Source organism: Flavobacterium sp. GNP010 (genome assembly GCF_056428945.1).
The window spans coordinates 50145-77082 of record NZ_JBWJVK010000018.1 but is presented as its reverse complement, the minus strand read 5'-3'; the positions used below and the strand labels follow the sequence as shown (position 1 = coordinate 77082).

The 26938-nt window shown below is 33.8% G+C and carries 28 protein-coding genes, 3 tRNA genes and 1 riboswitch; of the genes, 16 read left to right on the top strand and 15 right to left on the bottom strand.

Annotation, left to right across the window (positions count from 1 at the left end):
- Positions 1-464: 464 nt before the first annotated feature.
- From AC061C_RS09535 to AC061C_RS09515, 5 genes are read left to right on the top strand one after another with little or no spacing between them, the layout of a single operon-like run.
- Positions 465-1784, top strand: a complete 1320-nt coding sequence (locus AC061C_RS09535) for a serine hydrolase domain-containing protein (protein ID WP_478290983.1) — start codon at positions 465-467, stop codon at positions 1782-1784.
- An 8-nt stretch (positions 1785-1792) separates the two neighbouring features.
- Positions 1793-2503: a DUF4328 domain-containing protein gene (locus tag AC061C_RS09530; RefSeq protein ID WP_478290982.1), complete on the top strand. Its 711-nt coding sequence runs from the start codon at positions 1793-1795 to the stop codon at positions 2501-2503.
- A gap of 35 nt (positions 2504-2538) precedes the next feature.
- Positions 2539-2775 (top strand): MepB family protein, encoded by a 237-nt coding sequence (locus AC061C_RS09525; protein ID WP_478290981.1) that lies wholly within the window; start codon positions 2539-2541, stop codon positions 2773-2775.
- Complete coding sequence (locus tag AC061C_RS09520; protein WP_478290985.1) at positions 2753-3049, top strand: MepB family protein; 297 nt, start codon at positions 2753-2755, stop codon at positions 3047-3049. Before AC061C_RS09525 ends, AC061C_RS09520 begins: the two co-directional genes overlap by 23 nt.
- Positions 3050-3068: 19 nt before the next feature.
- A complete protein-coding gene (locus AC061C_RS09515; RefSeq protein ID WP_478290980.1) occupies positions 3069-3356 on the top strand; it encodes a rhodanese-like domain-containing protein in 288 nt (95 codons plus the stop codon).
- Positions 3357-3482: 126 nt separating this feature from the next.
- Here the strand turns inward: AC061C_RS09515 and AC061C_RS09510 are convergent, their stop codons facing one another.
- The 3 genes from AC061C_RS09510 to AC061C_RS09500 form a co-directional block, all read right to left on the bottom strand.
- A complete protein-coding gene (locus tag AC061C_RS09510; protein ID WP_478290979.1) occupies positions 3483-4577 on the bottom strand; it encodes an alkene reductase in 1095 nt (364 codons plus the stop codon).
- Positions 4578-4587: 10 nt separating this feature from the next.
- Complete coding sequence (locus tag AC061C_RS09505; RefSeq protein ID WP_478290978.1) at positions 4588-5100, bottom strand: hypothetical protein; 513 nt, start codon at positions 5098-5100, stop codon at positions 4588-4590.
- Between the two features lie 91 nt (positions 5101-5191).
- Positions 5192-5773: a Crp/Fnr family transcriptional regulator gene (locus tag AC061C_RS09500; RefSeq protein ID WP_478290977.1), complete on the bottom strand. Its 582-nt coding sequence runs from the start codon at positions 5771-5773 to the stop codon at positions 5192-5194.
- Between the two features lie 149 nt (positions 5774-5922).
- On the opposite strand from AC061C_RS09500, the gene AC061C_RS09495 reads away from it, so the two are divergent.
- Both AC061C_RS09495 and AC061C_RS09490 read left to right on the top strand, forming a co-directional pair.
- The gene (locus AC061C_RS09495; RefSeq protein WP_478290976.1) at positions 5923-6774 is read left to right on the top strand and encodes a transketolase; all 852 of its coding nucleotides are present in this window, start codon (positions 5923-5925) and stop codon (positions 6772-6774) included.
- Between the two features lie 115 nt (positions 6775-6889).
- Entirely contained in the window at positions 6890-7843 is a 954-nt protein-coding gene (locus tag AC061C_RS09490; protein WP_478290975.1) for a transketolase family protein, read from the top strand.
- Positions 7844-7914: 71 nt separating this feature from the next.
- Here the strand turns inward: AC061C_RS09490 and bamM are convergent, their stop codons facing one another.
- Positions 7915-8928, bottom strand: a complete 1014-nt coding sequence (bamM, locus tag AC061C_RS09485; protein ID WP_478290974.1) for a BamM family beta-barrel-assembly machinery protein — start codon at positions 8926-8928, stop codon at positions 7915-7917.
- Positions 8929-9007: 79 nt separating this feature from the next.
- Here bamM and AC061C_RS09480 point away from each other — a divergent pair, with 79 nt between their 5' ends.
- Positions 9008-9394, top strand: a complete 387-nt coding sequence (locus tag AC061C_RS09480) for an RNA-binding S4 domain-containing protein (protein WP_309759964.1) — start codon at positions 9008-9010, stop codon at positions 9392-9394.
- A 98-nt stretch (positions 9395-9492) separates the two neighbouring features.
- Positions 9493-9993 (top strand): phosphoribosyltransferase family protein, encoded by a 501-nt coding sequence (locus AC061C_RS09475; RefSeq protein WP_478290973.1) that lies wholly within the window; start codon positions 9493-9495, stop codon positions 9991-9993.
- On the opposite strand, the gene AC061C_RS09470 is transcribed toward AC061C_RS09475, so the two are convergent.
- Entirely contained in the window at positions 9985-10503 is a 519-nt protein-coding gene (locus tag AC061C_RS09470; protein WP_478290972.1) for a shikimate kinase, read from the bottom strand. The genes AC061C_RS09475 and AC061C_RS09470 overlap by 9 nt on opposite strands.
- Positions 10504-10630: 127 nt before the next feature.
- Between AC061C_RS09470 and AC061C_RS09465 the strand changes: the two genes are divergently transcribed.
- The 5 genes from AC061C_RS09465 (at position 10631) to AC061C_RS09445 (ending at position 14949) form a co-directional block, all read left to right on the top strand.
- Positions 10631-10703 (top strand) — tRNA-Lys (locus AC061C_RS09465).
- Between the two features lie 39 nt (positions 10704-10742).
- Positions 10743-10815: transfer RNA gene (locus AC061C_RS09460), tRNA-Lys, on the top strand.
- Positions 10816-10857: 42 nt separating this feature from the next.
- Positions 10858-10940 (top strand) — tRNA-Leu (locus AC061C_RS09455).
- A gap of 497 nt (positions 10941-11437) precedes the next feature.
- On the top strand, positions 11438-14557 hold the full coding sequence (locus tag AC061C_RS09450; RefSeq protein ID WP_478290971.1) for a PAS domain S-box protein: 3120 nt from the start codon (positions 11438-11440) through the stop codon (positions 14555-14557).
- Complete coding sequence (locus AC061C_RS09445) at positions 14554-14949, top strand: response regulator (protein WP_478290970.1); 396 nt, start codon at positions 14554-14556, stop codon at positions 14947-14949. The genes AC061C_RS09450 and AC061C_RS09445 overlap by 4 nt, the downstream gene beginning before the upstream one ends.
- A gap of 473 nt (positions 14950-15422) precedes the next feature.
- On the opposite strand, the gene AC061C_RS09440 is transcribed toward AC061C_RS09445, so the two are convergent.
- From AC061C_RS09440 to AC061C_RS09420, 5 genes are all read right to left on the bottom strand, one after another.
- On the bottom strand, positions 15423-15584 hold the full coding sequence (locus tag AC061C_RS09440; protein ID WP_478290969.1) for a hypothetical protein: 162 nt from the start codon (positions 15582-15584) through the stop codon (positions 15423-15425).
- Between the two features lie 332 nt (positions 15585-15916).
- The gene (locus AC061C_RS09435; protein WP_478290968.1) at positions 15917-16450 is read right to left on the bottom strand and encodes a GFO_1091 family lipoprotein; all 534 of its coding nucleotides are present in this window, start codon (positions 16448-16450) and stop codon (positions 15917-15919) included.
- A 1-nt stretch (position 16451) separates the two neighbouring features.
- Positions 16452-17027, bottom strand: a complete 576-nt coding sequence (locus AC061C_RS09430) for a GFO_1090 family protein (RefSeq protein ID WP_478290967.1) — start codon at positions 17025-17027, stop codon at positions 16452-16454.
- Between the two features lie 53 nt (positions 17028-17080).
- A complete protein-coding gene (locus tag AC061C_RS09425) occupies positions 17081-17566 on the bottom strand; it encodes a PG0215 family putative anti-sigma factor (protein ID WP_478290966.1) in 486 nt (161 codons plus the stop codon).
- Positions 17553-18062 carry a GFO_1088 family ECF-type sigma factor gene (locus AC061C_RS09420; protein ID WP_417944607.1) on the bottom strand — a complete coding sequence of 170 codons (510 nt, stop codon included), beginning with the start codon at positions 18060-18062 and terminating at the stop codon, positions 17553-17555. Before AC061C_RS09420 ends, AC061C_RS09425 begins: the two co-directional genes overlap by 14 nt.
- 121 nt (positions 18063-18183) lie before the next feature.
- Here AC061C_RS09420 and AC061C_RS09415 point away from each other — a divergent pair, with 121 nt between their 5' ends.
- Both AC061C_RS09415 and AC061C_RS09410 read left to right on the top strand, forming a co-directional pair.
- Positions 18184-19611, top strand: a complete 1428-nt coding sequence (locus AC061C_RS09415) for a GFO_1087 family putative carboxy terminal peptidase (protein WP_478290965.1) — start codon at positions 18184-18186, stop codon at positions 19609-19611.
- A 237-nt stretch (positions 19612-19848) separates the two neighbouring features.
- Complete coding sequence (locus AC061C_RS09410; RefSeq protein WP_478290964.1) at positions 19849-20469, top strand: N-acetylmuramoyl-L-alanine amidase family protein; 621 nt, start codon at positions 19849-19851, stop codon at positions 20467-20469.
- Positions 20470-20569: 100 nt separating this feature from the next.
- Here AC061C_RS09410 and AC061C_RS09405 read toward each other — a convergent pair whose 3' ends face one another.
- The 5 genes from AC061C_RS09405 to cobT all read right to left on the bottom strand — a co-directional run bounded on the left by AC061C_RS09405 (position 20570) and on the right by cobT (position 26882).
- Complete coding sequence (locus tag AC061C_RS09405) at positions 20570-21628, bottom strand: YncE family protein (RefSeq protein ID WP_478290963.1); 1059 nt, start codon at positions 21626-21628, stop codon at positions 20570-20572.
- Positions 21629-21631: 3 nt separating this feature from the next.
- A complete protein-coding gene (locus tag AC061C_RS09400) occupies positions 21632-23461 on the bottom strand; it encodes a TonB-dependent receptor (protein WP_478290962.1) in 1830 nt (609 codons plus the stop codon).
- Between the two features lie 31 nt (positions 23462-23492).
- Positions 23493-23761: riboswitch (cobalamin riboswitch) on the bottom strand.
- A gap of 40 nt (positions 23762-23801) precedes the next feature.
- On the bottom strand, positions 23802-24338 hold the full coding sequence (gene cobC / locus AC061C_RS09395; RefSeq protein WP_478290961.1) for an alpha-ribazole phosphatase: 537 nt from the start codon (positions 24336-24338) through the stop codon (positions 23802-23804).
- Positions 24323-25129: an adenosylcobinamide-GDP ribazoletransferase gene (locus tag AC061C_RS09390; protein ID WP_478290960.1), complete on the bottom strand. Its 807-nt coding sequence runs from the start codon at positions 25127-25129 to the stop codon at positions 24323-24325. Before AC061C_RS09390 ends, cobC begins: the two co-directional genes overlap by 16 nt.
- A gap of 76 nt (positions 25130-25205) precedes the next feature.
- Entirely contained in the window at positions 25206-26882 is a 1677-nt protein-coding gene (gene cobT, locus AC061C_RS09385) for a nicotinate-nucleotide--dimethylbenzimidazole phosphoribosyltransferase (RefSeq protein WP_478290959.1), read from the bottom strand.
- Positions 26883-26938: the final 56 nt, after the last annotated feature.

The following is a 26938-nucleotide window of genomic DNA, read 5'->3' as shown; positions in this document are numbered from 1 at the left end:
TAAAGGGTCGAGGCAGTTTTTCTATTATTTAGTAAAACTTTCGGATAGCTGTGTTTTATTTTATAAAGTTACCCTTAATTAATCTAAAACGCAGCGTAATTAACAAACTCTTATGTTTCAGTAGCTTTTGATTTTACGGTTTAAAAACTAGAAGATCTTTTGCAACTTGGTAGATCAAAATACTAAAATGGCTAAATCATGACATTAAAAAAGTTTTTTTAGTTTCAATTTCGAAAGCTATCTAGTTTTCAAGCCAAAACTTAAACTAAAACAGTATATGAAAGTTAAAATTCCCATTTTGGCGCAAGCCGGCAAAAATATTTTTACAAAAAAATTACATATCAGTTAAATCGTATATATTTACTCGGAATTTGATGAAAAAGATGCATTTGCCAATCTAAAAAGCAAGTAAATTTGTTTTGTCATTGCACCTAAAGTTCTAAACAAACACAATTCAAACACTTATGAAAAAGAAAATTTTAATTACACTTTTATTTAGCTTCGTTTTTGGGCTTGGATATTCCCAAAAAATGAATGTTGCAAAATTGGATAGTTTGTTTCAAATTCTTGAAGCAAAAGATAAATTCATGGGAAGCATAGTTGTTTCGCAGAATGGAACACTCGTTTATTCTAAATCAGTTGGAAAAGCTGATGTTGAAACCAATACAAAAGCATCTCCTTTGACCAAATACCGCATTGGTTCGATTTCAAAGATGTTCACATCCGTATTAATTTTTAAGGCGATCGAAGAAAAGAAACTATCCTTAAATCAAACATTGGCAAGCTATTACCCAACAATCGAGAATGCTTCAAAAATAACAATTAGTAACTTATTAAATCACAGAAGCGGAATTCACAACTTTACCAGTGATGCGGAATACCTTCAATATAATACCACCCCAAAATCAGAATCTCAAATGGTTGCTATTATAGCAAAAGCTAAAAGTGATTTTGAACCCAACAGTAAAGCTAATTATAGCAATTCTAATTATGTTTTACTCAGTTATATTCTTCAAAAAATATATAATAAACCCTATGGTACTATTCTAAAAGATAAAATCACAAAACCATTAGGTCTAAAAAATACTTACGTAGGCAGTAAAATAAACGTTCAAAATAACGAAGCCAACTCCTATAAATTATTTGGTCAATGGATAAAAGGGACCGAAACAGATATGTCAATCCCAATGGGCGCTGGAGCTGTTGTTTCAAATCCATCGGATTTAGTACTATTTATCGAAAACTTGTTTGCCAAAAAAATAATTAATGAAAGTAGTTTGAATCAAATGACTAAGATACAAGACAACTACGGAATGGGTGTTTTCCAAATTCCGTTTCAAGACAAAAAAGGTTTTGGTCACGAAGGAGGAATCGATGAATTTAGATCCGTACTATATTATTTCCCAACGGATAAAGTGGCTGTAGCGCTAACCTCAAACGGAAAAAACTACGATAACAATGACATTATATTAGCCGCTTTGAGCAGCTATTTTAACAAACCATTCGTGATTCCTACTTTTACTGCCATTACCCTTACCTCCCAAGAACTCGACCCCTATTTAGGCGAGTACTCCACTGCTGGATTTCCAATAAAAATTATGATCACAAAGGACAATGCATCACTTTTTGCGCAAGCTACAGGACAATCGGCATTTCCGCTAGAGCCTGTTAAGAAAGATACATTTCAATTTTTAGCGGCAGGTATAACAATAGAATTCAATCCCAATGAAAAGCAATTGATTATAAAACAAGGTGGTAGCGAAACAATACTGCATAAAAACTAGAAAGTAACATGGAAAAAATGCGCCCAAACGGCCAGAGAGCAAAAATTGCAATGATGCTCATTTGGACGGTACTCACTATTGAAATAATTTCAATACTCTCTGATTACTTGCAGTATGATTTGTTACAAACTGTGGCCAATGGTGGCCAAATTTCTACTGAAACTGCCACTGGCAATGACTTACGCCAAAAAATTATAGCCATTATTTATTTGGTTACCTATATCATTTCTGGGATAACATTTATTCGATGGTTTCGCAGAGCGTATTTTAACCTTCACCTAAAAGCAGAAACGCTATCCTTCACCGAAGGCTGGGCTTCTGGTTGCTGGTTTGTTCCCTTTATTTCGTTGTATAGACCTAAACAAATTATGAATGAATTGTATGTAGAAACTCAAAATTTACTAACTACAAAACAAGAGAATAGCAAGGTAAATCTAAATACCCAATTCATTGGTTGGTGGTGGGCCTTATGGTTGATCGCTTCTTTTTTAGGTCAATTTGTATTCCGATATTCTCAGAAAGCAGAGTCGCTGGAAGCGTTAACAACAGCTACTATTGCCAGTATCATTGCTTCTATAATTGGTATTCCACTAGCCCTTATCACTGTCAAAATCATAAAAGACTATGCCGAAATTGAACCACTATTTTGTAAATTGGAAAATGAAATAGAGCAAGAACAAATCATTTTAGACACTGATTTGCATTCAATAGAAAATTAGTCATGCACTAGAAAACAGTACAAATACATCACACTATGATTCCCAAAAACCTAATAGAGACTGCAGAACTTGTATTTGATATCTGTGGGTTTCAACTTAGCAATCTCAAATTAGAAAAAGAAAGCCTTGCTTACAGCGCGTGTCAATTTGAACTTGATGGAACTGCTGTACTTTTTAGACTGGCGAAAATAACACCAACCAAAATTGGACAGTTTGTGACTTTTTTGGAAAAGAAGCAACAAAGGTACTATTGCCCCATACGAGGTAGCTGATGCAATTGATTTTTTCATTATTAATGCTAAAAGCAAGAACGAATTTGGTCAATTCATTTTCCCACGATTAGTTCTATCTGAACAAGGAATTATAAGTACTCATCTAAAGGAAGGAAAACGAGGTATGCGTGTATATCCTCCTTGGGACTTACCATCAAGCAAACAAGCACAAAAAACACAACAATGGCAGTTGCCTTACTTTTTAGAAATTCCGATAAAGCAACCTTTAGATTTAGAAAAAGCAAAAAATCTCTACCGTTTAAAACAACACTAATCTATTAATTAAAAAAACAATGGAAGTAGCCACAATACTTAAAGAAAAAAAGGGAACTATACTTGATGTGCGTTCTTATGAAGAATTTATAGGAGGTCATGTTGCTGGATCATTTAACATTCCGCTTCAAGAAATTCAGCATCGAATGCAAGAAATTCACGAACTCGAAACACCTTTTATATTGTGTTGCGCCTCAGGAAACAGAAGCGAACAAGCGCAGATTTTTCTAACTGCTTACGGAATTGAATGTTATAATGGCGGTTCTTGGTTGAATGTAAATTACCTTCAAGCACAAGCTGAGTTATAAACTTAATAATAGCTGAATCGATCATTACTTTCTATTGAAATTACTCAATACAAAAAGCCCGCTACTTGCGGGCTTTCTAATACTGTATTGACATGTATTAATCAATTTTTTGAAATATAAAACTTCTTAGCCATTCAAAGCTGGATAATCTGTATATCCTTTTACCGTATCGGTGTAAAAAGTATTTTGGTCTGGTGTGTTCAAAGGAGCATCCGTTTCATAACGTGCTACCAAATCAGGATTTGCAATAAAGGGAACGCCATACGCAACTAAGTCAGCATACCCGTCTTCAATAACCTTAATACCTGTTTCTTTATTAAAACTTTTATTGATGATTAAAGTTCCTTTGTAAAAAGGTCTAAAATGTTTCGCTACTTCAGTTACTGCAAAAGGCACTTCAGATACATCTGTAAAAGGCTCCGTTAAATGAATGTATGCTAATCCGTAATCATTCAGTCTGTTTATAATATATTCATGGGTAGGAATTGTCTGCTCGTCTAGCATCATTCCCTGCGCATTGTGTAGTGATGGATTCAATCTAACTCCAACTTTAGAATAATCGATAATACCATCAAAAGCATCTAAAATATCAAATAAAATACGCGCTTTGTTCTCTATTGATCCACCATAAGTATCAGATCGATGGTTGGAATACCCATTAAAAAATTGGTGCAATAAATACCCATTGGCCGCATGCAATTCGACTCCATCAAAACCTGCAGCAATAGCATTTTTTGCTCCGTTTTTAAAATCTAAAACCGTTTGCTTAATGTCTTCAATAGTCATCTCTTTAGGAACAACGGTATCTACAAAACCATCATTTGTGTACGCTTTTGCAAATGGATTCAGTGCTGAAGGAGCGTGTGGCAATTCGCCATCATGCAAATCAGGATGAGACAAGCGGCCCGTATGCCACAATTGGGCAAAAATAGTTCCACCTTTATCATGAACGGCTTTAGTTACTAATTTCCAACCTTCGGTTTGAGCTTCGCTATAAATTCCTGGAACATTAATAAAACCTACTGCTTTTGTACTTACAAAAGTACCTTCGGTTACAATTAAACCAGCAGTAGCTCTTTGTTCATAATATTGAGCCGTTAATGCTGTAGGAACATTTCCTTTATTGTTAGAGCGGCTTCGTGTCATGGGTGCCATTACCATACGGTTCTTTAAACTACGAGTCCCCAGAGTATAGGATTGAAATAAAATTGATTTACTCATTTCTTTTTTGTTAAGAGTTAATTGTACTTGGAAATATAACATTGATTTTTAAACCAATAGTGGTAAAAAAAGTAACAAGAGTTGCCAAAGCCTGAACATCATTTCCTTTTAGAGAAAGAGTTGCCATTGCATCTACTTTCGCTTCGCAGCAATATATAATTTTAGAAAAAGGAAATAGTACTTCAAAATACGAATTCTTATTTTTCTCATCGGTTATACTTTCAAGAATAAGGACGATTTTGCCTGTAGACACCTTCCTGATTTGCTGTGTTAGCGGTTCATTTGTTAAAGTATTAGCAGAAACCACAATAATATCAGCTTCCCAACTCGCATTGGTTGGACAACGCATCGGTTCAACTAGTGCATTGAGGTTTTCTAAAAGTAGCTGTGCGTAAATACTTGAAAGCAACTTTTGATCCGTATCAAAAAGCAGAACAGCATGCGCTCGGGCAAGATGTGTTGCTAAAAGAATTGCATTGCTATTGGAAACACCTAATATCGCAACTGTTTTTCTATTGGTCATTGCCTTTATTTTACAGTACAAAAATAAATAACGATACCCATGAGAGTGTTGATGTAGCGCAAGAAATACCATTGATCTACATCAAGGAATTCTACTGTTTTTTGCTAATTTGTTTGCGAACTCTACTCAGAGTTTCGGGTGTAAGTCCAAGGTAGGAAGCAAGCATGTGTTGGGGTACCCGTTTTACAATTCCGGGATATGCTTTTCCTAAATTAAGGTATTTATCTTCGGCCGTTTCGGTCAATGCCGAATTAATTCTGGCTTGATTTGCAATGTAAGCATTTTGCAATAGTAAGCGTTGGTAGCGCTCAAACATTGGGATTTGATCCATCAATGCCTCACGTGCTTCGGTGGTGAGCAACAGCAATTCTGAATCTTCAAGCGCTTCTATGGTGTAAATAGAGTTGCTGTTGGTTAGAAAACTAGCTAAATCAGTAATCCACCAACCTTCAATTGCAAATTGTACAATGTGTTCATTTCCTTTCTCATCTATAGAAAAAGAGCGTAACATTCCTTTTTCAACAAATGCATTATAGATACAAACATCTCCTTCTTGAAGCAATGTTTGCTTTTTACGTAGCTTTTTAGGAATAAAAAAAGTCTTGCACAGCTCCATTTCAGTCGGAGTCAATGCTACTTTTTCTCGAATACTCTTAAATAATTGTTCAAACATGATCGCAAGATAGTAATTACCTTATTAGTACAAAAAAATAGTATTTCACAAAAAAGGAGACCCTTTATAACTAATGATAAATCTAAAAACGGAACTATCTAAAATCAAAATAACTGTTTATCTTTGCCGAGTCTAATTTTAACACACAAATGAAACCGAACACACAACAATTAAACGATTTAACAATCCAAGTTAGAAGAGATATTCTTCGAATGGTACATGCAGTCAACTCAGGTCACCCAGGTGGTTCGTTAGGTTGTGCAGAATTTCTTGTAGTATTATATCAAAATATAATGGACCGCAAAGAAGGTTTTGAAATGGACGGAATTGGAGAAGACCTTTTCTTCCTTTCAAACGGGCATATTTCTCCTGTTTTTTACAGCGTTTTAGCAAGAAGCGGTTACTTTCCAGTAGCTGAATTAGCGACTTTCCGTTTGATTAATTCTAGATTACAAGGACATCCAACAACGCATGATAGTTTGCCAGGAGTGCGCATTGCCTCTGGTTCACTTGGTCAAGGATTATCTGTAGGAATTGGTGCAGCACAAGCTAAAAAACTAAATGGTGACAAGCATATCATTTACACACTTCACGGAGATGGAGAGTTGCAAGAAGGTCAAAACTGGGAAGCCATTATGTATGCCTCTGCCAAAAAAGTTGATAACCTTATTGCTACAATCGATTTGAACGGGAAACAAATTGACGGTTCTACAGACGAAGTTTTAGCTATGGGAAGTATCCGTGCTAAATTTGAAGCTTTTGACTGGGATGTTCTCGAAATCGAAAAAGGAAACGATATCGAAGCTATTATTGCTGGAATGAATGATGCAAAATCAAGAACTGGAAAAGGAAAACCAGTATGTGTATTATTGCATACTGAAATGGGTAATGGTGTCGATTTTATGATGTACAGTCACGCATGGCACGGTAAAGCGCCTAATGACACGCAACTTGAAATTGCTTTGGGTCAAAACTATACTGAAGCCGAAAGCGACTATTAATCCCCACCTAGCCTCCCCGAAGGGGAGGAACAGCTACAAAATTGTTAAATAAAAATATAAAACCCTATTTACCCCAATAGGAGCTCCCTTCCTTTGGAGGGGTTGGGGGAGGAAAATGAAAAAATATACAAACACAGGAAGTAAAGATACACGCTCGGGTTTTGGAGCGGGAATGACGGAATTGGGTCAAAAAAACGAAAATGTAGTAGCACTTTGTGCCGATTTAATTGGCTCTTTGAAATTTGATGATTTCAAAAAAAACCATCCAGAGCGTTTTTTCCAAATTGGAATTGCAGAAGCAAACATGATCGGAATTGCAGCAGGATTAACAATAGGAGGGAAAATCCCTTTTACAGGAACTTTTGCTAACTTTTCTACAGGAAGAGTGTACGATCAAATTCGTCAATCTGTAGCGTACTCTGAAAAAAATGTGAAAATTTGTGCTTCTCACGCCGGTTTAACTTTAGGTGAAGATGGTGCCACACACCAAATTCTGGAAGACATTGGTTTGATGAAAATGTTACCAGGAATGACCGTAATTAATACGTGTGATTACAACCAAACCAAAGCAGCTACTTTAGCACTAGCAGATCATCATGGTCCTGCTTACTTGCGATTTGGCCGTCCAGTAGTGCCTAACTTTATGCCCGCTGACGAACCTTTCGTTATAGGAAAAGCTATTGTTTTAACCGAGGGATCTGATGTAACGATTGTTGCAACAGGACATTTGGTTTGGGAAGCTTTAGTAGCTGCTGAAGCTTTAGAGCAACAAGGAATTTCTGCCGAAGTGATCAACATTCACACCATCAAACCATTGGATGAAGAGGCCATTTTAAAATCATTAGCAAAAACAAAATGTATCGTTACAGCTGAAGAGCATAATATTTTGGGTGGTCTTGGCGAAAGCGTTTCAAGAGTTTTGGCATTAAACAGTACAGCTCCACAAGAGTTTGTAGCAGTAAATGACAGTTTCGGAGAATCTGGAACACCAGAACAATTAATGGATAAATACAAATTGAACAATCAAGCGATTGTTGAAGCAGTAGAAAGAGTTATGAAAAGAAAGTAGGCTTTCATTTGATTCCAAAAAAAAACCAGTTCATTTATTTTGAACTGGTTTTTTTATGCCTTGTTTTTTTTCTAGTTACATTGTACTAAATGCCTTTTAATTCGAGTTGGATCTGTTGTATTTCCGTTACAAGAAGGGATGGACGCAAATGGAATTAAAACACCATTAGCATCTGTAATTTCTTTTCTAGTACTTATCCCATCTCCATCGTCATCAGTATCTAAAGCATTTGGTATTCCGTCTTTGTCAGAATCATCTTCATAACGAATATTATCTGCAGGAAACGTTGGGTAATTTACTTTATTGCTATAGTTGTATATGTATCCATCATTATTTAAATCTTCTTGAAAATTTAGTATTCCATCACCATCTGAATCTAGCCTATTGATTTCATACAATTTGATACTGAAAATTAAAGGTGCATACGCTGGAATACTATTTTGACCTTGAGAAAAATAACCTAATCCTGATGGTATAAAAAAGACACCAGCACCAAAATCCCTATACGAAACGGTTCCATCAGGATTAGATGAATACGTACCACCTTTAAATTTTGGAAAAGATTCACCCCAACCTACTATTGTTGAAGGTAAATTAAAAAACTGCTGTGGATTTTTACTTTCTTCAAAGAAAGTAGTTCCAAAGATCTCTACATCAGCAACTTTAGTTCGTGATAAGTACTCTCCTTTATATGACGTAAGTACACCATCAACGTTGCTAGGCTGTTGCCCTACTCCTTCGCGCAATACTAAATAGTACAATTTATAACTGATATCATGAAGTTTTACCTCTTTACTTAAAAGTTTTGGAAAAGTAGCGCTATTTAAATAAGAATAAATTGAAGGTTCAGTTCCTCCAGTTGCAATTTTCTTAAAAGTAACGTCTTGATCATCTGCAAAACCCGGATGATTGACAACAGTTATGGAATATGTTTTTAAATATTCTTCAATATCAGTTAAATCAGTAGCATATTGTGCTGCAAAATCTCTAGGTGGAGTTATTTCAGCAGTGGCATCATCTTTAGAACATGAAAATAAAGATAAAGTTGTAATTGATAAAATAAAATAATACTTAAATTTGTTCATTATAGCTAATTTTTTAAGTGCGCAAGATACAATATTGATTGATTTTTGTAAACTATTTAACTCCGATTTTAGAAATTTTATGAGAATAGATAAATACTTGTGGTGCGTGCGGTATTACAAAACCAGAAACATGGTTACTGAAGCCTGTAAAAAAAACCACGTTACAGTAAATGGCCAAGTCGCCAAACCTTCTAAAGAGGTTTTTGCTACGGATAAAATTACTTTTCGTAAAGATCAAATTACGCAAATCATTACTGTTCTAGATGTTCCAGATAATCGTGTTGCAGCTAAATTAGTAGATATTTATAGAAGAAATGATACTCCAGCAGAAGCGTATCAGCATTTAGAATTACTAAAATTATCTAAAGAACATTACCGAAAAAATGGTACTGGTAGACCCACGAAAAAAGACAGGAGAGACATCGATGAATTTGGAAATGAAATTATAGTAGACGAAGAAGATTGATTTCGAAAGTATAAACTTTAGGTTTAAAGTTCCTCTAAAATTTCCGTTCTTCAACTATTTGAAATAGACGCTTCAACCCTCCAACAAAACAACAAACCATGAGCAAGAATATAATTTTGACCAATCAAGAAATAGAACATACTATAAAACGAATTGCCTATCAAATTTACGAAACCTTTGTAGACGAGCAAGAAATTGTCATTGCAGGAATTGCAACTAACGGTTTTATATTTGCAAAAAAAATAGCTGCGAGTTTAGAAGTTATCTCTAGCATCAAAGTTTCGCTTTGCGAGGTACAAATTAACAAACAACATCCGGAATTACCCATTCACACCTCTTTATCAAAAGAAGAATATGCTAATAAGGGTTTGGTTCTTGTAGATGATGTACTAAATTCTGGTACTACCTTAATATATGCAGTAAGGCATTTTATAGACGTTCCTTTAAAAAAGTTTAAAACAGCAGTGCTTGTAGATCGCAACCATAAAAAATACCCCGTAAAAGCTGACTTCAAAGGAATTTCTCTTTCTACCTCATTGTACGAACATGTTCAAGTAGTTTTTGACGAAAACGACACCAATTATGCTTATCTAAGTTAAAATCGCAACAATATCAAGTACTGTTTGCTTAATTGTTTTATCATCTACCACAACTTTATATTGAGCTTGATTGTAATAAAAACTTCGATCAAAAAGATGCTTGGCTATAAACTCTTTCATTTCGCCTTCGTTTTTATCCGCAATCAGAGGGCGTTTGCTTTTGTTGTGATTTAAACGATGAAAAAGTGTATGAATGGAAGCTTTCAGATATAAAGATACTACATTAGTGCCTTTTAGCAACTCATGATTATTCGCATAACATGGAGTTCCGCCACCTAAACCAATGATTAGTTGCTTTGAATTATTCAATAAGTCGATAAAAACTTCGTGTTCAAGCTTTCTAAAATATATTTCACCGTGCTTTTTAAAAATAGCATCTATAGACAATCCTACTTTTGCTTCAATTTCTTTATCGAGATCTACGAACGGAATTCCGATACTATTAGACAACGCTACAGCAATTGTAGACTTCCCACAACCCATATATCCTAACAATATAATTTTTTTCATCTGAATAAAACCTTACAAATTAAGGTGTTGAGTGATTTAATTAAAAAAAGACAAATTTATAATAAAATTGCTTGGAAAACTCCAAAATAAGTCCTTATATTTGCACCCGCGTTCAAGGAAAGAAAATGACTCGATAGCTCAGTTGGTAGAGCACATCACTTTTAATGATGGGGTCCTGGGTTCGAGCCCCAGTCGGGTCACAATTTAAGTGATCAACACATAATTTTCTTGAAAGCATTGACTCGATAGCTCAGTTGGTAGAGCACATCACTTTTAATGATGGGGTCCTGGGTTCGAGCCCCAGTCGGGTCACAAAAGGTCGAGTAATTTATTACTTGGCCTTTTATTTTTTTAGGCCACGTGGAGAAACGGTAGACTTGCCAGCTTGAGGGGCTGGTGCTCGCAAGGGCGTGTGGGTTCAAATCCCACCGTGGTCACTTTAAAAAAGAAAGCCTGCAAAATATTAATTTTGCAGGCTTTTTTTGGTTTAACAAAGTCGTAAATAGTTTTAGTTGATGGTTACTCTATTGTTATTGCTGAATTTACAGATTAAATTTTTTAATGCGTTAAATATATTTTATATTTTCAAAAAATCTTGATTCTCATCACATTAGTAGTACAGAAAAAGTATTTAACTTAAGTCCCAATTTTTCTTAACGCGCTGTTTGCTTTCTGTTACCCTATCCTATATTTTTATTATCACTACAGCTTCAGTTATATTTTTTGTCAGAAAAAATTATTATTATTATTATTATTATTATTATTACTATTATTATAAAAAATTATAATTTTGTTACTTTTAAAAATGAAAGATTCTTGAAAAATGGAAATTATTTGGTATCATAATAAGTTTTGTTTTTTTTATTTGATAGTTTATTTAACATTTTAATTAAAATCGACCTTTCCTAATATATGGCAAAAAATCTAAAAATACATGGATAAACCTGGCATTCCAAAAAATGAATTAGAAAGATTGGAAGAGTTAAGACTGTATCAAATTATTGGTATAGATGAGCGTGATGATTTCGATTTCATTACCGCTATGGCCGCTAAAATATGTGATACTAAAATTTCGTTGATTAGTTTAGTCACTAAGGACAAATCATGGTTTCTTTCCCGTTATGGACTTAATACCAAAGAAACAAATAGGGATTTCTCTTATTGCGCACATGCCATAAATAGTCCTGGTCTTCCTTTTATTATTGAAGATGCTAGCAAGGACGAACGATATGCCGACAATCCTTTGACTACTGGTGATCCTCACGTAATTTTCTATGCAGGAATTCCATTACAAACCAGTAGTGGTGTTCCTTTAGGCTCTCTCTGTGTTATTGATAGCGAACCTAAAACTTTAACAGAGGAACAAATTGATTTTTTAACAAAATTGGCCGATCAAGTAATGACCATTTTTGAACTAAGAAAAAAACAAATTGAATTAGATGCAAATAATACAAAACTTGAAAAGACAAACCAAACTTTAGAAATTATTCAAGCGGCTAATCAAATAGGAATCTGGGAATTGGATTTAGCAACTGAAGAAATAACATGGACAAAGATAGTTTATGACATTCATGAAGTGAATGAGGATTTTGTCATAAATAAAGATCAAGGAATACAATTTTACCATCCAGATTATCGGGCTATTATTTCCAACGCTGTCGAAAATGCAATTATAAACAATTCTTCATTTGACTTAATCTGCCAATTAATTAGCGCAAAAGGAAATCAAAAGTGGGTACGCAGTGTAGGAAAACGAGTCGGAGATAAATTGATAGGAAGTTTTCAAGATATAACTGTGATAAAAGAACGTGAATTAAAATTTGAAGGCATCTTCAATTCTACCATGTCATTTATCAGTTTTCTCAATACTGACGGGATTTTGCTTGAGGCAAATAATACGGCCTTACATGTTGCAGGTATTACGCGAGAGGATGTTATTGGAAAGTATTTATGGGATTGTTATTGGTGGGAAATATCAAAAAGAACACAGCAGCAACTGCAAGATAATTTTTACAAAGCTTTACAGGGCGAAGAGGTAGTTTATGAAGTAGAAATTAATATTGCAAATAACCAAACATCAACAATTCTCTGTAGTTTAAGACCAATACTAGATGATCAGGGAAAGATCGCTTATATCATTTCTGAAGGAAGTCCTATTGATGATTTAGTTCAAACAAGAGACCATTTCGCGGCCGTACTAGAGGGTACGAATGCAGGAACCTTTGAATGGAATGTACAAACTGGAAAAACACTGTATAATGAACGATGGGCTGAAATATTAGGCTACTCATTAGCAGAGCTAGAACCAATTAATGATGAAACTTGGTTAAAATTGGCTCATCCAGATGATATCGTAGAGGCTGGAAGAAGAATCCAACTTGTTTTTGAACAAAAAGTGGATTACTACGAAATGGAGGCTCGTTTGAAACACAAATACGGCCACTGGGTTTGGACGTTGGATTATGGCAAAGTGTTAGAATGGACTAGTGATGGCAAACCGCTTATGATGTATGGAACACATCAAGATATTACTGTAAGAAAAAATAAATCACTTGAACTTTCTAATCAAAAGCAAATTCTTAATGCCTTATATGAATTGTCACCAATAGGAATAGCTCTTAATGACTATGAGACCGGACAATTCATAGACGTAAATGACAAATTAGTAGCACCAACAGGTTATACTAAAGATGAGCTTCTTGACATGAGTTACTGGGATTTAACACCTATACCATACAAACCTTTGGAAGAATTGGCAAGACGCCAAATGAAAGAAAAAGGATATTACAATAGATTAGAAAAAGAATATATCCGCAAAGATGGCACTAGCTATCCTGTTGCAATGCATGGAGTTGTAGTAAACGATTTGAACGGAAAAAAGTTAATCTGGTCATTTGTACAGGACATCAGCTTAGAAAAGGAATCTCAAGTTAAAATTTACGAAGCGATGAATAATCTACGGGCTGTTTTGGACGCTACAGAACAGGTTGCTATTATAGCCACTGACGAAAATGGCGTTATTTCACTGTTTAATTCAGGAGCTGAAAGAATGTTAGGTTATACCTCTGAAGAACTCGTAGCCCAGCACTCGTCTCTAATTTTGCATATCCAAGATGAAATTGAAAATGAAAGCAGAAAACTATCTCAACAATACGGTCAGAATATAAGCGGTATTAACACCTTAACATTTGAGGCCATATTAGAAAAAAATCTTGCAAAAGAATGGAATTTTAGGAAAAAAGATGGTAGCAAATTTCCTGTTTTACTCTCAATAAAGGCAGTAAAAAACAACAATATTGTTACTGGATTTTCTGCAGTAGCTGTAGATATATCAGTATTAAAGAAAGCTGAACATGAAATCAAATCACTACTCGAAAATACTCAAGAAAAAAATAGTCGACTTCGAAATTTTGCTCATATAGTATCGCATAACTTGAGGTCGCACAGTATTGGTATATCAGGAATCTTAGATTTAATTAAATTAGAAACACCCGAATTGTACAATAATGAATTGGTTGGATTGGTGAACAAGAGTGTAGAAAATTTGAAACAAACTGTAGAAGATTTGACAGAAGTGGTAAAAGTCAATCTCACGCAAAATATTATGATTGAAATTCCAATTTATGATGCGGTACAGAAAAATATTGATCTGATGATGCTAAAAAGTAAAGAAGCAGGCATAATCATAAATAATCTTTTAGACAAAGATTTAAAAATCAAGGGGATTCCTGCCTACATTGACAGCATATCACTCAACTTTATTACGAATGCACTGAAATATCGAAATACCGAAACGAAAAGTTATTTAAAAATATATGCGGTTGAAGACGAAAGTCATCACATCATTTGTTTTGAAGATAACGGAATTGGAATAAATCTAAAAAAACATGGCGAAAAGATCTTTGGCATGTATAAAACTTTCCATCACCACCCCGAATCAAAAGGCTTAGGTCTTTTTATGACTAAAAACCAAATAGAAAGCATGGGCGGTAAAATAGAGGTAAATAGTCAAGAAAATATTGGAACAATTTTTAAAGTATTTTTATCATTATGAAAAAAATAGAATTAGTGTGCATTATTGAAGACGATCCTATTCATTTGTTTTTAACAAAAAAACATATTGAGCTTTCTGGCTGTGTAGAAAAAATACTTATCTGCAAAAATGGAAAAGAAGCTTTTGATACCTTACTTAATATGTTTCAAAATAATGAAAAGTTACCACAAACGATTTTCCTGGATATAAATATGCCTATTTGGGATGGTTGGCAATTTTTAGAAGAATTCATTAAAATCCCCATAACTCAGAAAATTAAAATTTACATATTGACAAGTTCTAATGATGAAGAGGATTACAAAAAAGCTGAAATGTTTAATTTACAAAATCAGTACTTAATAAAACCTCTCGATAGGATGCAGTTAATAGAAATTTTATCAAATTCAGAATAAAATTTAAACAAAACAACTCTGCCAAATATAAATTAAGCGCTTAAAAAGTTACTCCACAATACATTATATTTTTGTTATTTAAACAAGACTCGTTAGTAATTTGCGTTAAGAAAAGCAGCGTTCCGCATTTTTGATTTTACTAATCGCAAAAACATTTAACTCAAGATATATCAAAATAGATTAATCATCCTACCCTGGTAATTTATTTATGTGATTCAGCATTTTTGCTTCTTAGTAGATCAATAAATTGAACCTACTGAAAAAGCGTCTATCTATTCTGGTAATAAATTATACCTGCTAAAAGTAGGCTATGAAAAGACTTTAAAAGTATTGTCGAAATAATGATCTGTATTACGGATTTAAAAAGACAATCAGAGATGTGGCAAACTCTACTATTATTACAAGGAAATCCTTTGACTTTTACAAAAATAGTGAGCTTATGAATGTTTCTAAATGCTTTTAATTTACAAATTTTAAGAATATTTGTCTAACGTATTTGATAAAAGTAAAACTACCAAAATTACTGTTGAAACAGATACGGACGACAAGATAAAAGCGCCAATATAAAAATATCTCTTTTCGGCTTTTTTTGCCAATACTTGAAATTTGTATCGCTCTTGTACTTCATTTTTCATGTAAGATTCTATTTTAATTCGATAAATAAAAAAACATATATTTTTGCAAATTTACCGGTAATAAAAGTCACGTGCAATACCAACATTTAGTGATATTTACTACCTTTATTACACTCCCTTTATCCCTATTCCAAAAGCGAAAAGAGTATTACTTGAATACTTTTAAAATGAATCTCGACGATGTAAATCTTTATTTTTAATTCAGTTAAATAATTGGCAATAAAGAGCATAACTCTGATTATTAATTTAAAAATAACCCAACTCCCAAAAACTAAATCATAAAAAAAACGTCTCGAAAAATTCAAGACGCTTTACTATTTTCTAAAAATTACTTACTTCATTAATTGTTGTAATGGTTTTAATTGTTCTACATCAATATTTGATTGTTGTAAAACACTCATCATGGTCATAATGCTAGTCGGATTCATATCTTTACCTAAAATTCGAACCACAGCAAAACCATTATCTTCTTTGTTGGCAAAGAATACAAATTCTTCAATATGATCATCGGTGCCTACAAAACTTACCGAAGCGCCCTCTTTTCCAGACGCAAACTTCATCAGCTGCTGGTACTTTTTATCTTTTAAAATCAAATTTACTTTAGCACGTTCTTTCTCAAATTCTGCTTTGTTCGTAGCGTTCAATTTAAAAGCCAAAACATTCATCTTGTCAAAAGATTTTAAAGCATCACTTTGAGCTACTGATAATTTTGTTTTATCAACATTCAAAATATCAGGTGACACATCCAGCGCAATAAAGTTTTTATTTTCTGTATTTTCAACAAAGTACTTTTGTAAGGACGGTTCTGAGTTGCAACTTGACAGAAACAAACTCAATAGCAGTGCTATTCCATAAACTGTTTTCATCTTATCTTTTTGCTTTAGTTGCTTTTCTCAAATCATCTCCGCCAGGAATTTTCATTTTATTGGTCAGTACTGCAATTTCATCTAAATCAAAGTTTCCTTTTAACGACATTAGCACTGTATCGTCATTTTTTGTTCCATCAATAAACATAAATAGCTCTTTTATTTGGGAATCATTCGCTCCTGATTTTACTAAGATTTTAATACTACGTCCGTCTTCATTTACACGCATTAACTCTTCTAAATTTGCCGATTTGATGTACTTGTCTGCAACTGCTTTCATTTCGCCTTCTAAACGTGCATTTTTTGTGGTAAACACTTTCAAATCATCGAGTTTCTTGATTAAACTTAAGTATTGTTGCGTTTCTTTATCGGAAGCATCCATTTTTACTTTGCTCATCAAGTCAAACATTTTTTTATTAACAATGATTGAGGTTACACCTACTTGTCCATCAAATTTATCAAAAATAGCTTGTGCATAAAAGGTGCTGGAAACTAAGGCGAATACTAGGGTTAGTATCAACTTTTTTGTGGTACTGAATTTACTATTCATTTTGGTTGTATTACTTGTTGATTTCATTTTAGATTTTTTTTTAAATTATTTTTCTTGTTTTTATTCCACATCCAAGGGAATTACAAACCACTTGACTGAGTTCTATTGTCAATAAAAATCTTGTCTTTTGTAGTTTGATACACCTGAATGTACTGTACACTTTCTATGCCAACATTTACATTACTAGACAATAAGGACAATGCTTTTTGAGTAGCTCTAAAAGCTTCTTCAGGATCGTCATACGTTCCTAAATTCTGACTATTTGTTGCATCATCATAATTGTGATAGACATAGGTTCCTATTCCCAACAAAACAACAACAGACGCTGCAAGTGATAGCCACGTAGCATTACGCTTTATGTTTCCCGCTTTTGGGAGTTGTGGTACTTGAGACGTAAACTGCTGCTCTTTGGCAAGAGAGAAATATTCAAAAATAGGCCTGTATTGTTCTAAATGCTGCGCAACATCTAAGGAAGAAAAATAAGTACGTAATTCCTTTTCTTCTGCAATACTGGTTTCTCCCTGAAAGTATTTTTCTACTAAATAGTCTATTTTAACTGATTCCATAATTGTGTGTTTTTGTCATATAATCCCGTATCGTTTTCCTTGCTCTAGATAGCGCCACCCGAATCGCACTTTCATTCATTTCGAGTATTTTTGCAATTTCTTCAAATTCATATTGTTCTATATCCCGCATTTGAATAATCAATCGTTGTTGTACGGGTAATTGCTCCATTATTTTCTCAACCCAATTCAAACTGTCCAGGTCTTCCATTTTCTTGTCTAAACCTGCCTCTCGATCTACATAATTCGTATGTACAATTTTGAGATTTCCTGTTCTTTTAGCTTTAAGCTGATCTAAACAATAATTTTTGGTCATGGTCATGGCGAAAGCTTCAACACTCCCAAAATCAGATAAATTACCATTGCGATTCCATAATTTAACCAAAACTTCTTGAGTAGCATCTTCTGCTTCCTCTGTGCTAACGAGCAACCTTTTGGCCAACCTGAAGACTTTGTCTTTAAACGGATTGACAAGAAGAACAAAGTCATTTTGGTTCATAAAAAATTTGGTTTTAAACTGGTTATATAAGCTAGACGACTCGTATTATTTTTTGCAACAAAAAAACATAAAATAAAAACTAAAGTTAGTATTTTTACGTTTATCTTATTAAATACCAACCATGAAAACAACCATTAAAATTGCCCTCTTATTGTTTATATCGGCTTTCGCGTTTCAAAGCTGTCAAGATAACGATGATATTGCACAACCGCAGGGATTAGCCATTCAAAATTTTATTTGGAGTGGAATGAATCAATATTATCTGTGGCAAGGAGATGTGCCCAATTTAGCAAACGATCGATTTGCTGACCAAGCTGCATTAGATGCTTTTTTGCAAGGATATCCAGTTCCAGAAGAATTATTTGATGCTTTACTGTTTAAAACAAAAGATAAATTCAGTTGGATTGTAGATGACTATCTAGAACTCGAAGGTCAAATACAAGGAACTACGAAAAACAATGGGGTTGAATTTGGACTAAAATATAGACCAGGTAGTACAACAAATATTTTTGGTTATGTGCGTTATATCATTAATGACTCAGATGCATCCTCTAAAAATATTAAACGTGGCGATGTTTTCACCGCTGTAAATGGAACACAATTGACAGTAAGCAATTACCAGTCCTTGTTATTTGGTGCTAATGAAAACAACACTTTAAATTTAGCTGATTACAACGGAACTGACTTTGTTACCAATGGTAAAACAGTAGATTTAACAAAAACTGTGTTAACAGAAAATCCAATTTTAATCAACAAGGTGATTACTTCTGGAACACACAAGATAGGCTATTTGATGTACAATGGTTTTTATTCCAATTTTGATGGACAGTTAAATGATGCATTTGGTTTTTTAAAATCACAAGGAATTACCGATTTAGTTCTAGATTTACGTTACAATGGTGGAGGATCAGTGCAAACTGCTACCCGATTAGCAAGTATGATTACGGGACAATTTTCAGGTCAAATATTTTCAAAATTAGAGTGGAACAGTAACTATAGCGATAAAAATACGAATTATATTTTTCCAAGTAAAATAGATGCTGCATCAATAAATAGCGTCAATATGACAAAAATTTATGTTTTGACTACAAAAGGTACCGCGTCTGCAAGTGAACTTGTTATTAATGGACTGAAGCCTTACATGAATGTTGTACAGATAGGTGACGTAACATATGGTAAAAATGTAGCCTCAATCACTTTATACGATTCGCCTACTTTTGGTTCAACCAAAAGAAATCCAAATCACAGATATGCCATGCAGCTTATTGTAGCTAAGACATCGAACTCTGCAGGTTTTGGAGATTATCCTGAAGGATTACAACCTGATTTTCTGGTAACAGAATCGATCAGCACTTATGGCGTTCTGGGAGATCCATCAGAGCCTTTACTAAGCTATGCTATTGGAAAAATTAATGGAACAAATAGAATGATGAGACCAAATACGGCTACTGACTTTGATTTTTTTAAAGATTCTAAATCGATGCGAAGATTTCAAAATGAAATGTATCTGGAGGAAGCACCAAAAGGGCTCTTGAAAGCTTTGGAGTAACGGAACAATTGTTTTTAATCTTAAAAAATAATGTTACACTATTCAATAAATAAGAATACAAGAAAATCTTGCCACAAGTTCAAAAGAATATACTCTTTGAATCTGTGGCATTTTTTTAATGTTAAATACTTTTTTTTAAACCATTTTCTTTATACTCCTCTAAAAAAAAATATTAACTCAAACAATAAATTATTTTTTTGTAAGTTTATAATGCATAAATCACTAAACAACTACCATATGAAAAAATCAATTCCCTTATTTTTAGCCTGTGCTACATTAGTTTCTTTCGCATTTGTAAAACCTATTACTAAAACGACCAAGCAAATCAATGTTGTTATTGATGCTGGGCACGGTGGTACTGATTTTGGAGCAACTTCTAGTTCAGGTACTGAAAAACTGATCGTAGAACAAATAACGAAAAAAATAAAATTCTTAAATAAAAATGAAAATGTGATCGTGCATCTTACGAGAAATGAAGATAAAAACCTATCCTTATCCGATCGTGCTGCTATTATTAATAATATCAAACCAGACTTAGTTTTGTCTTTGCACGTTAACAAAAGTGCGAATGTAGCTAAATCTGGAATGGAGTTTTATGTTGCCAATGAATCTGTAGCATATGAAAAATCAGCTGAAATTGCCAATTCGCTTCGTACTAAATTTAAGCAGAATAACAGCTTACTATCATCTGAAGTAAAAAAAGCTCCCTTTTTTATTTTGAAAAAATCAGTTGTTCCAGCTATCGTTGTTGAATTAGGCTACCTTTCCAATCTTACTGACAGAGCCTATTTAATGGATGAAAAAGAACAAGATAAAATTGCATCTACCATACTATCTTTTGTTTCCGAATTAAAATAAAAACTGTTTTAAATAAAAAAGAGAGACTTTCACCGCTGATTGTCTCTCTTTTTCGTTTCCAATTATAACTAACCTTATTTTTAAAATTTATTTTTAACTATTAATTATTGAAATAAAATCCATTAGGAGTTACTCCAACAGTGCTATTATTTTTCAAAACACCGTTTGTGTCATAAATAGCAACTTTACCATTCGAACTATAATCAACTGCATCAGCCAAGTAAACTGAATTATTGTGAACAGCAAAACCATAGGCACTAAAACTCGTTGTAAAAAACGCTTTTGAAGGCAAAGCAGTATCTGATGTATTCATCACAAATACATTTTTAGCTTGAGTGAAATATAATTTATTATTTTCTATATCCATTTGACCAGGATGAGAAGTCAAGGCGAAATCTAAAGTTGTGCTAACCATATTTGTAGTAGGATTGATTTTTTGCAACTTCCCAGCAGTTTCATCACCAGTCCAAGAAGCTTTACCACTACTTAAAACATAGATAACACCTTGATTTTCTTCAATACTTGCCGGTTTATCTCCTACTGAAATAGTAGCTGTTACTTTAGAAGTCATAACATCAACCACTGAAACAGTCTTTCCTGAACCATATCCACCTAAATGTGCTACATATAATTTATTATTATAAACGATCAACTTTTCTGGACCTTCAACTACTGGAATTTTGCTTTCTATTGTATTTGAAGTCAAATTCACAACAGCTATATAATCATCTGTTGCATCACTTCCATCTCCCCAGTTTGTAACATATCCTTTTCCATTTGCAAAAACAATATATCTTGGATTTTTCAAATCTTTATCAATAGTCGCAATACTTTTGAAAGAATATCTGTTTACAACTTGAATTGTATTAGAACCATTCATTACTATGTAACCAAACTCTCCATTAGCATTAAAATCTTGTGCTGTGTCACCTAATAACTTCCCTTGATTAATTGCGGAATAAAGCGAGTTTTGTTGCGTGATAAGATCATTACTGATAAAAGAAATTTCAGCATTGGCTTTACCAAAACCTCCTTCATTGATTATAAAAAAACCATTATCATAAGCTCCTAATGATTTTTCCTCATTAGTATCATTGGTACAAGACCCTAAAAATAATGTTGAAGCCAAGACTGCGATTGTAAAATTTTTAATTTTCATGTGTTAGTATTTAATTGTTAGAGTTAAATTATAATTGCTACCAGGCATTGGTCTTACCTCAACGATTTGGTAGTTTTCATTAAATAAATTCAGTGCTTGAATTCCTATTTTATAATGGTCGAATTCTCCTATTTTGTAATAGACACTAAGATTTGAAACCTGATATTCTTTTAACCTGTAATAATTATCCGCTGAGGTAAAAACAGCTCCATTGAATAAATATTGATAATTTAAAGACCAGTTTTTATAAGAGTAATCTGCATTCATTGTCATTTTATGATACGGAACATAAATAAGTTGTTTTTGATTGCTTTGATCCACAGACGAAGTATAGCCGTAAGCTAAACTGAAATTAAAATTATGTCCTCTGAAATTTTTGAAATAGCTTCCTGTCGCCTCTACCCCTTTATTTACAACACTTGCTGTATTAATAGGCGTCCATTGTCCTGTTTCATTAGGTATCCAACGAATCATTCCTTTGGTTTGAATATAAAAACCCGTCAATGAAAACTTCAAAGCATTAATTTTTAATTCCTGTCCCAATTCAATTTGATGGGAAAGTTCCGGAATGAGTTCATAATTACCGCTCCCTTCCCAGTATAAATCATTGAAAGATGGGAGTCTGAAATTTTTAGATGTGTTCAATTTCATGCTGTATAATTCAAGTGGCTGATAAACAAACCCAAAAGAATATAAAAAGGGATTCTTATAACTGGTGGCAATTTCCTGTCTAACACTTGCTTCATATTGTATAACAGGACTTAATGTATGTTTAACTAACAGGCTTGCAGTGGCTATATTTCTTTTAGCATTATCAATCGAGGTCCCAAAACCATTGATTTGAGTGAAATCAATAACTGAATTGACGGTGAAGTTTTTAGTTGGAGAATAATCCAAATCATATTTTATTATCTTCGTTTTGGCGCCACCTTCACTAAAAATATCTTTGTCTTTATTCTCATAATACCTATAATTTTCAGTTACATACGCTAATTTCAACTTAGAAGTGAAATCTCTATGTAATCCAACCCACTCCAGCAAATTTCTTGTGTTCAAATCATAATATTTACTAACAGAAATGGAAGCTAAAGTTCCAGAAAAATGCCGTAAACCGTCATATAACTGGCTGTAAAAATTGATTTTATGATTCAAATTGATTTTATAACCAAAACTTCCATTTAAACTGGTATTGTAATAATCTCCATTTTTATTTTTTTGATTTGAATTGGGGTAACTATAATCGTTATCCGAGCTATTTCTAGAAACACTAAACTGAGAAGCAACTTTTTTATCTGAGGCAATAAACTGGTAGTAATACCCTTGAGTATTAAAACTTCCAAAATTAATTCGTAAAAGATTCTGAAATTGTTTTTTAAAATGCAACTCATTGTTCAAATGAATACTCCCCCCTATAGCTGAACTACCATAAATACCGCTACCACCACCAGTTCGTACAGAGACATCAGTATATCCCATAGGAGTTATGGTATTAAAATCCGTTTGTCCCAGAAGCTGTGAATTTATGTTAATCCCGTTCCAAATTACTGCTGTTTGTGCAGCAGTTGTACCTCTGAAGGAAACAGAAGAAGTCATTCCGTTACCATATTCTTTCAGATAGAGCAAGCTATTGTATCGCAATAAATTGGTCAATGAACTGTAATTTCTCTGAATTACAGAATCATTCAATACCTGAACCTGAAGTGTTTTTGAAAATTTTTTTAGGGCGCCGTCAGTTACAATTACCTCGTTTAAAGAAATTGCAGGTTTATTTTGAGCCAAGACATATTGGCACACACTTAAAAAACAAAATATAAGTAATTTTTTTGTAGTCATAATTTCTGAACTCTTTTTCCCGAGAGCTCGATATTTGTTAAGTAAAAAGGCAGGTCTCCTGGCTTGCGTCTTGTTGTTTACCTTCTCATTCGCCGTGACGAACAATGGTTTTGTAGATAACAACAAGCTTGATAGCTTACAGTTGCGGGTACAGCTCAGGATTTTTGATTTAAGATTTAGGATTCTTGATTTAGGATTTAAACCCTAAAATCTGAAATCTAAAACTTGAAATCTATCACCTGATTCCCTTTTAATGCGATTTAAAAAATTTAAACCACAACCTCAATACGGTAGCAAAGATAAAATTATATTAAGTTAATAACCTAAATAATTGCGAATTTTATAATTCAATCTTGATTACAGCTCCAAAATCTACTTTATTTTTAAAAGCATCTTTCAAAGGTAATGCTGAAATGTGGCATAAAAAGCTTCTGATTATTCCGGCATGAGCTACAATAATCACTGGTTTCGAATGCGTATTGTGGAGTTCACTTTGTATAAAATCAACAATACGACTGTGTAAATCGGTAAATGACTCTCCATTAGGAACGCGAATTGTTACAAAATCAGCCATCCACGGATTAAGCTCATCAGGATCAATAACATCCCAATTTTTCATTTCCCAATCGCCAAAATTCATTTCCATTAACCGATCATCTTGCGTAATGTTTGTAATTCCCAAATTTTCTTTGATAAAGTTTGCTAACAGCATACAACGTTGCAAGGGACTGGAATATAAAATAGCATCGGATGGCAATTGCTTTAAAATAGACTGAAAAACAGCATCGTAGGGCTCAATGACACTTACATCTGATTGTCCGTAGCAAATGCCTTTTGGGCAAACGGTTTCGGTGTGGCGTACTAAATAAACTTCCATAGAGCAATAAAAGTTATATAAAAAATTACTTCACAAACTTGTTGCGTTGCGCCCAAACAATCTCCGGTATACCCGTCAATCCATTTCTGAAAATAACGTGCTAAAAAGAATCGAGTCACAAAAACAGGGATTAAAACCAAAATGATTTGCCACTGAAAATAAGACAAAAATACCAATGGTACTGATCCAAAAAAGAAAGCTCCTACTACTTCTCTCCAAGAGTAATTTTGTGCAATGGGTTTGCTTTTACTAGATGCATCCTCCCTACTATATTGATGCGTAAAAACAATTGATATTGCCGCTAATCTACTGATAGAATGGCCCGTAACAAAAAGTAAAAGAATTGTAAATTGTGAACTATAAATTATAAAAGTAGGATTCTCCGGAACTGCAATTAATTGAGTCAATCCTTGATATTTCAATAGCAATAACAAAATTAAACCAATGGCACCATACGCGCCAATTGCGCTGTCTTTCATGATGGTCAAGATTTTTTCTTTGGTCCAACCGCCGCCAAAACCATCACAAACATCAGCAAAACCATCTTCGTGAAAAGCTCCGGTGACTAAAACAGAAGCAATCATAGAGAATAGTACTGCAATATCAGGCCCAACTAAAAAATTAAAAACATAAAAAACTACAAAAGCAGCACTCCCAACAATCCAACCAATAAGAGGAAAATAACGGGATGCTTTATTTAAATAATCTGGATTATGATCGATGTTTGCAGGACACGGAATCCTTGTGTAAAACATTAAAGCCGTAAAAAATATATGTAGTTCTTTTTTCATTTTTAGAATTATTTTTTGGTTTATTTTTCTGTAGAGATGCACGTAGAGACGCACTGCAGTGCGTCTCTACTGCCGTTTACCGACCGCTAACACCCGCTGATTCAAAACTAGCCATCTCATTCAAGAAAGCTACAGCCGATTCAATTATAGGAAAAGCAATCGCACAACCCGTGCCTTCACCCAACCGTAAATCGAGTTGCAACAGGGATCGAACTCCTAGATAATCTACTATTTTTTGGTGTCCTTGTTCTGCTGATGAATGGCAAAAAATAGCATTTTTTATAACGGATGGTTTCTTTTTAAAAGCAATTAAAAAAGCAACACTACAGATAAAGCCATCTACCAGAATGAGCATATTGTTTTCTTTTGCTTCCAGCATTGCACCTACCATTTGCATAATTTCAAATCCGCCAAAGTAGGCTAATTTGCTTTCTAAGTTACTCTCACCCTCATAATTATCGAGGCATTTTTTAAGAATATTTATTTTTTCAATCAGCTTTTCGTCTGTGATACCCGTTCCCTTTCCTACGCAATCGGCAATGGGTAATGCTAAAATAATACTCATTAAAACTGAAGCAGTTGCGGTGTTTCCTATTCCCATTTCACCAAAACCAATGCAATTACAACCCGTTTTTGCAATCGTTTTCACGACTTCTTGCCCCTTGTTTAAGCACAATTGCAGTTCCATGCCGCTCATGGCTGGGCCGTGCAAAAAAGACTGTGTTCCCATCCCAATTTTTGCCGAAATCAAATTCGTATTCAAAGGGAAATCATAATTCACACCCGCATCCACAATAGAAAGTTTGATGTTGTTTTGTTTGCAAAATACATTGATAGCTGCGCCACCTACTAAAAAGTTTGTAACCATCTGTCTAGTTACATCTTGCGGATAGGCACTTACTCCGTGATTTGCAATTCCGTGATCAGCAGCAAAAATAATTAGATTAGGTTTTATTATTTTTGGTTCTAAAGTTTGAAATACCATCCCAATTTGTTTGGCGAGCACTTCTAAAATTCCTAATGAACCTGTTGGTTTGGTTTTTTGATCGATTTTATGTTGTAATACATTTGCAAAAGCAGCAGAATCTATCTCCTTTTTAGTCTCAAAAAATACTTTCTCCACCTTACTTTCATGCAAAACAGTGATTTCCTCAACCAATGGAATTTCTTGTTTTTGTCTCCAATTCAGTTGTTGCAACATGGGTTGATTATCATAATCAGTAGCTGGTTTTCCCACACAAAAATACCCCAACGGCTCCATATTATCTGGTAAACCCAATAATTGCTTAAACTGATAGTAATTCAAGATAGAAACCCAACCCATAGAATAGCCTTGCTCCGTTAGGGAAAGCCAAATATTTTGTGCCGCACAGACCGCGCTAAACTTGATTGCTTCATTGCTCCCAACAGTTCCAATAGTAAAATTATTCAAAACAGAACGATCGTAACAAATAACTAATCCCAATGGTGCTTCTTCAATTGCTTCTAGCTTAAGGGCTTTGTAGGCTTGTTTTTGTTGTTCATGATCTGTTGATGCAATTGCTTTTTCATCATAATCTGTAAACAAATTTTTAATCGCCTTTTTTATTTCTGCTGACTTGATTAAATAGTATTTTGTGGCATCGGTCAAACCTACTGAAGGTGCCCAATGTCCCGCTTGTAGTGCTTTTTTAATAACAGCATCCGGCACTTGATCCTCCGTAAAATGGCGGGTGTCGCGACGGGATTTTAAAATTTCATCTAAATAAGTCATGTTTTTTTATTTAAAAGTTCAATGGCAAATTAAATGACAAGTGCAAAAAATCAATT

Coding starts and splice junctions, on each gene's coding strand:
- AC061C_RS09535 (WP_478290983.1), top strand. CDS start 465: ATGAAAAAGAAAATTTTAATTACACTTTTATTTAGCTTCGTTTTTGGG.
- AC061C_RS09530 (WP_478290982.1), top strand. CDS start 1,793: ATGGAAAAAATGCGCCCAAACGGCCAGAGAGCAAAAATTGCAATGATG.
- AC061C_RS09525 (WP_478290981.1), top strand. CDS start 2,539: ATGATTCCCAAAAACCTAATAGAGACTGCAGAACTTGTATTTGATATC.
- AC061C_RS09515 (WP_478290980.1), top strand. CDS start 3,069: ATGGAAGTAGCCACAATACTTAAAGAAAAAAAGGGAACTATACTTGAT.
- AC061C_RS09510 (WP_478290979.1), bottom strand. CDS start 4,577: ATGAGTAAATCAATTTTATTTCAATCCTATACTCTGGGGACTCGTAGT.
- AC061C_RS09505 (WP_478290978.1), bottom strand. CDS start 5,100: ATGACCAATAGAAAAACAGTTGCGATATTAGGTGTTTCCAATAGCAAT.
- AC061C_RS09500 (WP_478290977.1), bottom strand. CDS start 5,773: ATGTTTGAACAATTATTTAAGAGTATTCGAGAAAAAGTAGCATTGACT.
- AC061C_RS09495 (WP_478290976.1), top strand. CDS start 5,923: ATGAAACCGAACACACAACAATTAAACGATTTAACAATCCAAGTTAGA.
- AC061C_RS09490 (WP_478290975.1), top strand. CDS start 6,890: ATGAAAAAATATACAAACACAGGAAGTAAAGATACACGCTCGGGTTTT.
- bamM (WP_478290974.1), bottom strand. CDS start 8,928: ATGAACAAATTTAAGTATTATTTTATTTTATCAATTACAACTTTATCT.
- AC061C_RS09480 (WP_309759964.1), top strand. CDS start 9,008: ATGAGAATAGATAAATACTTGTGGTGCGTGCGGTATTACAAAACCAGA.
- AC061C_RS09475 (WP_478290973.1), top strand. CDS start 9,493: ATGAGCAAGAATATAATTTTGACCAATCAAGAAATAGAACATACTATA.
- AC061C_RS09470 (WP_478290972.1), bottom strand. CDS start 10,503: ATGAAAAAAATTATATTGTTAGGATATATGGGTTGTGGGAAGTCTACA.
- AC061C_RS09450 (WP_478290971.1), top strand. CDS start 11,438: ATGGATAAACCTGGCATTCCAAAAAATGAATTAGAAAGATTGGAAGAG.
- AC061C_RS09445 (WP_478290970.1), top strand. CDS start 14,554: ATGAAAAAAATAGAATTAGTGTGCATTATTGAAGACGATCCTATTCAT.
- AC061C_RS09440 (WP_478290969.1), bottom strand. CDS start 15,584: ATGAAAAATGAAGTACAAGAGCGATACAAATTTCAAGTATTGGCAAAA.
- AC061C_RS09435 (WP_478290968.1), bottom strand. CDS start 16,450: ATGAAAACAGTTTATGGAATAGCACTGCTATTGAGTTTGTTTCTGTCA.
- AC061C_RS09430 (WP_478290967.1), bottom strand. CDS start 17,027: ATGAAATCAACAAGTAATACAACCAAAATGAATAGTAAATTCAGTACC.
- AC061C_RS09425 (WP_478290966.1), bottom strand. CDS start 17,566: ATGGAATCAGTTAAAATAGACTATTTAGTAGAAAAATACTTTCAGGGA.
- AC061C_RS09420 (WP_417944607.1), bottom strand. CDS start 18,062: ATGAACCAAAATGACTTTGTTCTTCTTGTCAATCCGTTTAAAGACAAA.
- AC061C_RS09415 (WP_478290965.1), top strand. CDS start 18,184: ATGAAAACAACCATTAAAATTGCCCTCTTATTGTTTATATCGGCTTTC.
- AC061C_RS09410 (WP_478290964.1), top strand. CDS start 19,849: ATGAAAAAATCAATTCCCTTATTTTTAGCCTGTGCTACATTAGTTTCT.
- AC061C_RS09405 (WP_478290963.1), bottom strand. CDS start 21,628: ATGAAAATTAAAAATTTTACAATCGCAGTCTTGGCTTCAACATTATTT.
- AC061C_RS09400 (WP_478290962.1), bottom strand. CDS start 23,461: ATGACTACAAAAAAATTACTTATATTTTGTTTTTTAAGTGTGTGCCAA.
- cobC (WP_478290961.1), bottom strand. CDS start 24,338: ATGGAAGTTTATTTAGTACGCCACACCGAAACCGTTTGCCCAAAAGGC.
- AC061C_RS09390 (WP_478290960.1), bottom strand. CDS start 25,129: ATGAAAAAAGAACTACATATATTTTTTACGGCTTTAATGTTTTACACA.
- cobT (WP_478290959.1), bottom strand. CDS start 26,882: ATGACTTATTTAGATGAAATTTTAAAATCCCGTCGCGACACCCGCCAT.